The organism is Zhihengliuella sp., assembly GCF_031178195.1.
Taxonomy (GTDB): domain Bacteria; phylum Actinomycetota; class Actinomycetes; order Actinomycetales; family Micrococcaceae; genus Zhihengliuella.
Genome location: NZ_JAPSJL010000004.1, coordinates 255,271 through 264,707 on the forward strand (window position 1 = coordinate 255,271; position 9,437 = coordinate 264,707).

General features: G+C 73.0%; 9 protein-coding genes. 5 read left to right on the forward strand and 4 right to left on the reverse strand.

The features are described 5' to 3' along the window. Positions 1-7 precede the first annotated feature (7 nt). Both RIN46_RS08505 and RIN46_RS08510 read left to right on the forward strand, forming a co-directional pair. Positions 8-1,288, forward strand: coding sequence for an MFS transporter (locus RIN46_RS08505; protein WP_309082455.1), 1,281 nt, complete (start codon positions 8-10; stop codon positions 1,286-1,288). Positions 1,289-1,505: 217 nt separating this feature from the next. Next, the gene (locus tag RIN46_RS08510; protein ID WP_309082456.1) at positions 1,506-2,204 is read left to right on the forward strand and encodes a hypothetical protein; all 699 of its coding nucleotides are present in this window, start codon (positions 1,506-1,508) and stop codon (positions 2,202-2,204) included. A 166-nt stretch (positions 2,205-2,370) separates the two neighbouring features. Here the strand turns inward: RIN46_RS08510 and ald are convergent, their stop codons facing one another. Further along, positions 2,371-3,483 (reverse strand): alanine dehydrogenase, encoded by a 1,113-nt coding sequence (gene ald, locus RIN46_RS08515; protein ID WP_309082457.1) that lies wholly within the window; start codon positions 3,481-3,483, stop codon positions 2,371-2,373. A 153-nt stretch (positions 3,484-3,636) separates the two neighbouring features. Between ald and RIN46_RS08520 the strand changes: the two genes are divergently transcribed. Both RIN46_RS08520 and RIN46_RS08525 read left to right on the forward strand, forming a co-directional pair. After that, complete coding sequence (locus RIN46_RS08520; protein ID WP_309082458.1) at positions 3,637-4,128, forward strand: Lrp/AsnC family transcriptional regulator; 492 nt, start codon at positions 3,637-3,639, stop codon at positions 4,126-4,128. A gap of 137 nt (positions 4,129-4,265) precedes the next feature. Continuing rightward, positions 4,266-4,550 carry a DUF1540 domain-containing protein gene (locus RIN46_RS08525; RefSeq protein WP_309082463.1) on the forward strand — a complete coding sequence of 95 codons (285 nt, stop codon included), beginning with the start codon at positions 4,266-4,268 and terminating at the stop codon, positions 4,548-4,550. A 22-nt stretch (positions 4,551-4,572) separates the two neighbouring features. Here the strand turns inward: RIN46_RS08525 and RIN46_RS08530 are convergent, their stop codons facing one another. From RIN46_RS08530 to RIN46_RS08540, 3 genes are read right to left on the reverse strand one after another with little or no spacing between them, the layout of a single operon-like run. Next, a complete protein-coding gene (locus RIN46_RS08530) occupies positions 4,573-6,057 on the reverse strand; it encodes a biotin carboxylase N-terminal domain-containing protein (RefSeq protein WP_309082459.1) in 1,485 nt (494 codons plus the stop codon). After that, the gene (locus RIN46_RS08535; RefSeq protein ID WP_309082460.1) at positions 6,054-7,946 is read right to left on the reverse strand and encodes a carboxyltransferase domain-containing protein; all 1,893 of its coding nucleotides are present in this window, start codon (positions 7,944-7,946) and stop codon (positions 6,054-6,056) included. The genes RIN46_RS08530 and RIN46_RS08535 overlap by 4 nt, the downstream gene beginning before the upstream one ends. Then, entirely contained in the window at positions 7,946-8,722 is a 777-nt protein-coding gene (locus RIN46_RS08540) for a 5-oxoprolinase subunit PxpA (RefSeq protein WP_309082461.1), read from the reverse strand. Before RIN46_RS08540 ends, RIN46_RS08535 begins: the two co-directional genes overlap by 1 nt. Before the next feature lie 93 nt (positions 8,723-8,815). On the opposite strand from RIN46_RS08540, the gene RIN46_RS08545 reads away from it, so the two are divergent. Continuing rightward, positions 8,816-9,316 carry a DUF456 domain-containing protein gene (locus RIN46_RS08545; protein ID WP_309082462.1) on the forward strand — a complete coding sequence of 167 codons (501 nt, stop codon included), beginning with the start codon at positions 8,816-8,818 and terminating at the stop codon, positions 9,314-9,316. The last annotated feature ends 121 nt before the right edge of the window (positions 9,317-9,437 follow it).

A 9,437-nucleotide genomic window follows, 5' to 3' on the forward strand; every position in this document is an offset into this window, starting at 1 on the left:
TGGCACTATGGACACGCACGCCGCCCCCTCCAGCGTCCCGGACGCGCTCGCCGAGCCCACGGTCCCGGTCGGCGCGCGCTGGATCGCGGGCATCGTGCTGGTCAACCTGGGCATCAACGCGGTCCTCTACGCGCCCCTGAACGTCCTCCTCGGCCTGCAGGCGACGGCGATCAACCCCGAGGAGAAGGAGGGGATGCTCTCGCTCGTCTCGGCGTTCGGCGCCGCCGTCGCACTGGTGGCCAACCCGCTGACCGGGGCGCTCTCGGACCGCACCACCAGCCGCTTCGGGCGGCGGTCGCCGTGGGTGCTCGGCGGTGCCGTCGTGGCGGCGCTGGCACTGCTGTTCCTCGCCTCGGCGTCCACCCTGACGGGGACCGCGGCGCTGCTCTCCCTGGTGGTCGGGTGGTGCTTCGTGCAGCTCGGTGTGAACTCGACGTACTCGACGATCGCCGCCACGGTGCCGGACCGGACGCCGGTGAACCAGCGTGCGTCCGTGGGCGGGCTCGGCGCAATGGGCCAGACGGTCGGCATCCTCTGCGGCGCGGTGATCGGCTTCGTCATCGACGGCAACATCGGCCTGGGGTACGGCCTCTGCGCCGCCGTCATGGTCCTGAGCGTCATCCCGTACCTGACCCACCGGGACGATCCGGTGCTCCCCCTCGAGGCCCGCGAGCGGTTCCGGCTCGGCGCATTCCTGCGCGGGTTCTGGATCGGCCCGCGGCAACACCCCGATTTCGGGTGGGCCTGGATCACGCGATTCCTGATGTTCCTGGGGAACCAGATGACGATCGTTTACCTGCTGTTCTTCCTCACGGATGTCATCCGCCACCCCAACCCGGCCGGCGGCGTGCTGGTCCTGACCGGCCTGTACTCGCTGATGGTCCTGCTCAGCGCGGTGGCGGCGGGCCGATTGAGCGACGCGGCCGGCGGGCGGCGGCGGATCTTCGTCGCCGGGTCCTCGGGCCTGATCGGGCTCGCGACTCTCATCCTGGCGTTCTTCCCGGTCTGGCCGGCCGCCATGCTGGGAGCGGCCGTCCTCGGCGTCGGGTTCGGCGCCTACCTCGCCGTTGACTTCGCGCTCCTGACCCAGGTGCTCCCCTCCGCGAGCGACCGCGGCAAGGACCTCGGCGTCGTCAACATCGCCGCCACGCTCCCGCAGGTCTTCGCGCCGGCCGCCGCCTGGCTCGCGGTGACGGCCCTCGGTGGATACACCACCATGTTCCTCATCGCCGCGACGCTCTGCGCGCTCGGCGCCGTGCTGGTCTACCGGATCAAGTCCGTGCCCTGAACTCCGGTGGCCCAGTCGCCACGGTCGGTTTGGACGTCGCTGGCCGTGCCGGCCCTGCCGCTCGGGGTCGGCAGCATCTCACCCACCGGGCGGTCAGCTCACGGTAAGGAAGCTCTGTCCTCGCCGTCAGCCAACGGGCGTAGTGTCGCGACCAGACAGTCGATGCGACGAGAGAACGGCGGCGCCCTCGGGGGCGCTGCATGGAAAGGGGCCTGACATGGCAGACAGGGACGAACGCTACACCGCGGGCGACGGCCGCCTCGGCCGGGACGGCGAGCCGCAGACCGCGCGGATCCCGGCCGACTCCGGCCGCGGCCCGGAGCACCGCCGGGACGACGTGCCCGCCGGGCACGACCCGTACAACGACGATCCGTACAACGACGACGTCCAGAACGACGCCACGGTCGGCGGCGAGCCGACCGACCGGACCGGCACGGACGAGAGCAGCGACGCGAGGAGCACCGTGGACAGCGACGAGCGCAACGAGGGCCACGGCGGCGGCCGCGGGCGAGTGGACGACGAGCGCCCCAACGGGGGTGGCCGCCCCGTCGCGGCGGAACCGCGGACGGCGGCCGCCCCGGTGGTCGTGGCCGACTCCGGGCGGACGTCGGCATCGACCGTGCAGGTCGGCAAGCCGCTCAAGCCGGCGGCCGGCCTGATGGGCGCCGGGCTGGCGCTCCTGCTCCTGGGTATGGTGCTGGCCCTGGTCCCGCCCGTGCTGGTCAACATGCTGATGCCGATGATGGGCGCCGCGGGCGGCGGGCCGGCCATGCAGATCGTCATGGCGGTCATGGTGGTCGGCTACGTCGGTGTGTTCATCGGGCTCATCCTCGTGGCCATGGCCGTCGTCCGCCTCGTCCGACTGGCCGATCTCAAGGCGCGCCAGATCAACGCTGAGGCCGACGTCGTCCGCTGACGCTCTCGCGGGCCGGCAGCAGAGCCGGTGACAGGGCCGCGCCACGGCGGTGCACCACGGAAGAGGCCGTTGTCTCCGGGGAGAACCCCGGAGACAACGGCCTCTGCTGCGCGTCGGCCCCTCGGCCACCCGTGGACCGTGCTGGTCCGCGGGGTGGGGCGCCTCGCTAGGCGAGGACGTCCGCGGTGGAGACGAAGCCGACCCCGAACTCGTTGGCGACCGAAGCGAGCGTGACCTGGCCGGCGTGGACGTTGAGGCCGTTGGCCAGCCCGGCGTCCTCGCGCAGCGCCTGCTTCCAGCCCTTGTTCGCGATGCGCAGCGCGTAGGGCAGCGTCGCGTTGGTCAGCGCGGCAGTGGAGGTCTGCGGCACGGCGCCGGGCATGTTCGCGACGCAGTAGTAGACGGCGTCGTGCACCTTGAACGTCGGGTCGGCGTGCGTGGTCGGGCGGGAGCCCTCGAAGCAGCCGCCCTGGTCGATCGCGATGTCCACGAGCACCGAGCCCGGCCGCATCGAGGCGACCATGTCCTTCGTGACGAGCTTCGGGGCGGCGGCGCCGGGGATCAGCACGGAGCCGATCACGAGGTCTGCGGCGGCGACCTGCTCGGCGATGGTCAGCTTGTTGGACGCGAGCGTCTTGATGCGGCCGCCGAAGGCCTCGTCGATCTCCTTCAGGCGGGGGAGGCTGATGTCGATGATGGTGACGTCGGCGCCCATGCCGGAGGCGATGCGGGCCGCGTGGGTGCCGGCGACGCCGCCGCCGATCACCACCACCTTGGCCGGGCGGGTGCCCGGGACGCCGCCCATGAGGACGCCCGCGCCGCCGTTCGGCTGCTGCAGCTGCACGGCGCCGATCTGTGCGGCCAGCCGGCCGGCGACCTCGGACATCGGGGCCAGCAGCGGCAGGCCGCGCCCGGCCGTGACGGTCTCGTAGGCGATGGCGGTGGAGCCGGCACCGAGGAGGGCCTCGGTGCACTCGCGGGAGGCGGCGAGGTGGAGGTAGGTGAAGAGCACCTGGCCCTCGCGCATGCGGTGGTATTCGTCCGCGATCGGTTCCTTGACCTTGAGGATCATGTCCGCCTCGGCCCAGACGGCGTCCGCAGACGGGGCGATGCGCGCGCCGGCGGCCTCATAGTCGGCGTCCGTGCTGCCCGAGCCGAGGCCCGCGCCGGTCTCGACGACGACGTCGTGGCCGTGGTGCACGAACTCGGTGACGCCGGCCGGGGTGATGGCGACGCGGAACTCGTTGTTCTTGATTTCCTGGGGGACACCGATGAGCATGGTGCGGCTCCGAATCTCTGGGGGGCGGGCAGGATCTGGCCCGTGGAACAGACCACCAGATTAGAGAAAACTACGGCGCTTCGGCGGTCCTGCCGCAGAATTTTCGGTAGAATCGACGAAGCTGGCCATTCTCTACCAACAGGGCGGTGTGTGGTGCCGAGCACAGCGAATAATCTGCAGGACGGGCCTGTCAAGCTCGACGACCTCGACCGCCGGCTACTGCACATGCTCACGGAGAACTCCCGGCGCACCAACAACTCCATGGCCCAGGAGCTCGGGATCGCCCCCTCCACCTGCCTGGCCCGCCTGAATGCGCTGCGCGAGTCCGGTGTCGTGCGGCGGTTCACGATCGACATCGACCCCGAGGCGATCGGCCACGCGCTCGAGGCGCTGATCTTCGTCCGCATCCGGCCCGGTGCGCGGCACCTGATGCAGGAGTTCCAGGACCAGATCCGCGGCAAGCCCGGGGTGACGCAGCTCTTCTTCCTGGGCGGGACGGACGACTTCCTCATCCACGTGGCGGTCCGGGACTCGAACGATGTCCGGCAGTTCGTCCTGGACCACCTCTCCGCTAACCCGGCTGTCGCGTCGACGCAGACGTCGATCGTCTTCGAGCACGTCCCCGGCGCGACGCCCTGGGTGTAGTAGCGCGGGGCGGGATTACGTGCAGAAATCAGCACTAAAAGATCCGCGGGTTCGGGCGTACCGTGAGAGGACAGTGACCCACGCCACACGCGGGAGAGGCCCGCAGGGTCCGGAAACCGGGAGGGAACATCATGACCATCACGGTCCCGGTGGCCGACTGCACGGTCACCAACTGCTCGTTCAACGACCACTCCAACTGCCACGCGGCCGGCATCACCATCGGCGGGCACTCGGAGCACGCCGAGTGCGCCACGTTCGTGGACATCGGCGCTCACGGCGGCCTGCCCAAGATGGTCGCCTCCATCGGCGCCTGCCAGCGGGCGGAGTGCGTCCACAATGACGACCTCCTCTGCACCGCCGAGGCGGTCCACGTGGGGCCGGGCGCCGACAACGCCGACTGCCTCACCTACCAGCACGAGTAGCGCCGACGGGTCGCGTCCGTCGTCAGGCGTCCCCGGCGAGATCGCGGAGGGCGGCCAGCGGGATGCCCACCGTCACCGGCTCCCCGTCCACGGTCAGTCGCACGCGGACGACGCCGTCCGAGACCTCCGCAGTCACCCCGCCGCCGTGCGGGGCCGGCGACGGCCCGGGGACCTGGACCTCGGGCCAGCGGCCGAGCCGGGCGTACATGCGCCCGATGAAGTCGAGATCAAGGGCCCCGGTTCCGGCCACGGCCGGTGCGGGCATCCTGACGTTGCCCTGTGAGCCGGCCTCTGCGGAGCAGGGCGGGCCCGCACCGCGGATGGCTGGGTCGGACAGGAGATCGCGGAGCAGAGGAGCGCTCGACGGCACGCCGTCGAGGACCAGCTCCTCCATCGCGCGGGCCAGGCGCGTTGCGGCGGCCGCGCTCGACTCGCCGGTCGCCGTGATCGCAGCGAGCTCGGCGTAGTCGTCCATGCCGTAGGTGAGGATCGCTTGCCCGGTCCCGACGCAGGCGTCGACCCGGAGGTCGGGCCCCGTGGGCCAGCCCAGCCGCCCCACGGTCCCGTCGACCACCAGGAAGCCCAGGGCGGGATCCACCGCGCAGACGTGCGCCGTGGCCGCGGTGCGGGACGGTCGCGGGAGCAGGACCGGCCTGGAGGCCCTCGCCCTCGCGCCCTGCGCAGAGCTCTTCGCCCGGCTCGGGTCGGGCCCGCCCTTCTCCTGCCGCGCCAGCGCGAGCAGGCGCGACGGGCCGCCGCTCACGAGCCGGTACGACTCGGTCCAGAGGTCGATCCCGTAGCACTGCTCGGCGGCCGCGGCACTGGCGTCCGGATGCGGGACCAGGCGCAGCAGCGTCGCCTCGCGGGCGTCGTCGTCGTCCCCGTCCTCGTGCTCCGAGCCGACGTCGAGCGTCAGCGTCGCGACGCCGCGGAAGCCTTGCTCGGCCAGGGCCTGCACCTCGGCCTCGACGAGGCGCCGGACCGGCCGCTGCCCCGCCCCGGACAGGGGAGCGAAGGCGTGCGACCGCGTGAGGAGCGCGTGTCCGCGCCGGCCCAGGGTCGTCTCCAGCGGATCCAGGATCACCGAGCGCCCGCCGTTGCCGACCGCGGCGACGACGGTCATCCGCCGCCGGTCGCGGTGCACGGGCTCGGAAGCCTCGAGGTGGCCGACGACCAGCTCGTCGAGACCGTCCAGCACGTCGGGGTCGGCACCGAGCCAGAGCAGACCGGCGTCGAGGACCTGGTCGGCGAACACAGAGTCGCCGGCGGCGAACCCGCCGGCGCCATGGACAGCGTCCGCACCCGTCTGCTCCGCCGCCGCGATGAAGCCCTCGGCCTGCGGCAGCGACCAGTCCACGCTCGTCTCCACGGCCCGGTCGGCGAGCCGGACGTGAGCGTCGCGCGCCTCCGCGGCGTTGTGGACGGCGACACTCTCCCAGCCGAGGGCCCGAAAGGCGTGAATGGCACGCACGGCGCTCTGGCCGCGGTCCGCGATCACGAGTCTCACAGGTCCTCCGTCCGGTTCCCGAATCCCGCGGCCGGGACGTCATCGTCGAGGAAGTCCTCGTCCCGTGGGTCCCCTTGCTGCGGAGGCGGAACCGCCTCGAAGCGGACCCGGGTGCCTGCCGGGAGCTGGGCGGCGAGGTCCGTGTCGGCGGGCACGACGACGGCGATCACCGGGTAGCCGCCCGTCACCGGGTGGTCGGGGCCGAAGAGGATCGGGCGCCCGTCGGGCGGCACCTGCAGCGCGCCGCGTACCATCGCCTCGCTCGGGAGCTCGTCGTTCCGCCGCGCAGCGGTGCGCTGCAGGGACATGGTCTTCACCGGTAGTTCCAAGCGCATCCCGGTCCGGTTGGAGTCCGGGCCGATCACGAAGTTCGCCGAGGTGAGCAGCCCGAGTGCCTCCGCGGTGAACCAGTCGTCCCGGGGGCCGAGGACGCAGCGCAGGGTGACCGGGCGGGGCCTGCCCGTCTTCGACGCCGGGCGCAGCGCCTCGCCGATCCGGTCCCGGCCCGTGGTCTCGGGGACGTGCGGGGGGAGTTCCACGCCGGGATCGAGTCGCCGCACCGGCAGCACCCGGCCCGCGCGCAGCGGTTCCGGGCCCAGGCCGGAGAGCAGATCGGTGGAACGGCTCCCCAGGGTGGCCGGCAGCTCGAAACCGCCCCGGACGGCGAGGTAGGACAACTGGCCCGGGCCGTCGCCGATGGCGAGCGTCTCGCCGTCGTACAGGGCCGCGGGCCGTCCCGAGTCCACGGCGCGCTCGCCGTACGGCCCGGAGATCACCACCTCCGCTGTGCTGTCCACGGCGACGACGTGGTGGCCGCGGGCCCGGAGGGTCAGGCCGGCGCCGACCGCCTCGACGACCGCCCCGCAGTGCAGGCGATGGCCGGCACGCTCCGCCCGCTCCGCGCGCGAGGCGAGGGCCAGATGCGCGGCGGTCCCGGCACGGTCGTCGGCGTAGCCGGAGGTCGGCACCCCGAGGTGCTCGAAACCCCGCCGGCCGCCGTCCTGGAGCGTGGCGAGCATCCCGGTGGCCAGCACTTCGAGGCCGTGCCGGCCTTCGGCCTGCTCGTCGACGGAGGCGGCCGGTGCCTGTCGGCCGGTCGCGCCCTCCCTGGGGGCAGCAGCGCTGTGGTCCTCCGTCGACCCCCGCACCTCGACGAGCTCGCGGACGGCATGGAAGCGCACGGCCGTCCCCGGTGCGATGAGCGCTGGGGCCGGTGCGCCGGCGTCGTCCGTCCGCTCCGCGTCCCACAGCGGCGCGTCGGTCCGGCCGATCAGCTGCCAGCCGCCCGGCGACGACGACGGGTACACCGCCGAGTAGCCGCCGGCCAGGGCCACCGCGCCGGCCGGCACACGCGTGCGCGGCGTCGAGCGACGCGGGACCTCCAACCGATCGTGCCCGGACCGGTCGGCGGCATCCTCGGCGGCATCGTCCGGCCGCAGGTACGCGAATCCGGGCGCGAAGCCGCTGAACGCCGCCCGCCACAGCCGGCCCGTGTGGGCCCGAACCACGCCTTCGGGCGAGAGCCTGGCGAGCTCCGCGACGGCGGCGAGATCCTCGCCGTCGTACACGACGTCGAGCTCGACGGTTCCGTCGATGGTCCCGTCGACGAGCCCGTGGCCAGGCCGGTCGCCAAGCCCCGCACCCGCCACGACGTCAGCGGTCGGCGCCCCGGCGGCGAGCCAGCGCTCGACCCGTGCCGGGAGGCGACCGCGCTCGCCGGCCACATCGGCCCGGAGGTCGAAGCGGAGCAGCACGGTCTGCGCCGCCGGGATCGCAGCCTCGAGGCCGTCGGGCGGCTCCGCGAGCACGCCGCGGTGGACCGTCAGGACCTGCTCCGGCGAGTCGAGCTCGATCAGGAGGGCGTGCGTGCCGACCGTCAGGAGGCGCATCAGGCGAACCTCCGGATCGCGACGCCGGCCGCCGTCAGGCCCTCGCGGACGCGCCCGGCGATCTCCACGGCGCCGGCCGTGTCCCCGTGGACGCAGATGCTCTCCGCGGACAGTTCGATCTCCGTGCCGTCGACCGCCTCGATCCTCCCCGAGGTGGCCAGCCGGACCATCCGCGCGGCGATCGCCGCCGGGTCGTGCAGGACGGCGCCGGGCTCCCGCCGTGGGACCAGGCGCCCCTCCGGGGTGTACGCGCGGTCGGCGAACGCCTCCGTCACCGGGCGCAGCCCGCGCTCCTCGGCGAGCCGGAGGACGACGGCGCCCGGCAGCCCGAGCACCGGCAGGTCGCCCAACGCAGCGACGGCCTCGACCACCGCGCCGGCGTGCGCCTCGTGGGTGACGATGGCGTTGTAGAGCGCACCGTGCGGCTTGACGTAGGAGACGCGGGTGCCCGCGGCCCGGGCGAAGGCGTCCAGGGCGCCCAGCTGGTAGAGCACGTCGTCGGCCAGCTCGGCCGGCGTGCAGTCGAGGAAGCGGCGGCCGAAGCCGGCGAGGTCGCGGTAGGCCACGTGGGCGCCGACGGCGACGCCGCGCTCCGCCGCGGTGGCGACCGTGGCACGCATGACCGACGGATCGCCGCCGTGGAAGCCGCACGCGATGTTGGCGCTGGTGACCAGCGGCAGGATCGCCGCGTCGTCGCCCAGGGTCCAGGCGCCGAAGGACTCGCCGACATCGCAGTTGAGGTCGATGCCGCCCGGTTCGGGGCCGGTCGGGGTCATGGGGCTCCGCCTCCCTGTCGCCGTCGGATGGATCACATCCACCCTACTCGTCGGCCGTGCCCCGGGTCAGGGTGCGCGTGGGACACTGTGCCCATGGAAATGGCCGTCATCGGGACCATCGTCGTGGGTCTCCTCCTGCTCGTCGCCGTGCTCGGCACCGTCTATCCGATCCTGCCCGGCAGCTGGCTGGCGCTCATCGCCCTGCTGGGCTGGGCCTGGCTCCTCGGCTCGCCCGCCGCGTGGACCACGGGGATCATCGCGGCGGCCCTGGTGTCCATCGGCTGGTCCGCGTCCGCGGTGCTCACGGGCCGGAATCTGCAGCGCCAGCGGATCCCGCGCGGGTCGATCGTCGTCGCGCTGGCGGCCGCCGTCGTCGGGATGTTCGTCATCCCGGTGGTGGGGCTGTTCGTGGGCTTCGGCGCCGGCCTGCTCGGCTCCGAGTACGCGCGTCGGCGCGACTTCGGCGCCGCGCTGCGCTCCTCCGGGTCCGCGCTGAAGGCGACGGGGATTGGGATCCTCATCGAGTTCGGCTGCGCGGCCCTCGCCACCTCCGTCTGGGTGATCGGCGTCATCTGGCACTTCACATCCGCCTAGGTGTAGTGACCATGGACGTTAGGTACGGGTTCGGAGTGTCGGCGTGACATGAGGAAGACCTCCGGGTGAGGTGTGGAGCTGTCAAGAAACCGTTCCTCATACCCGGAGGTCTTCATGGTCC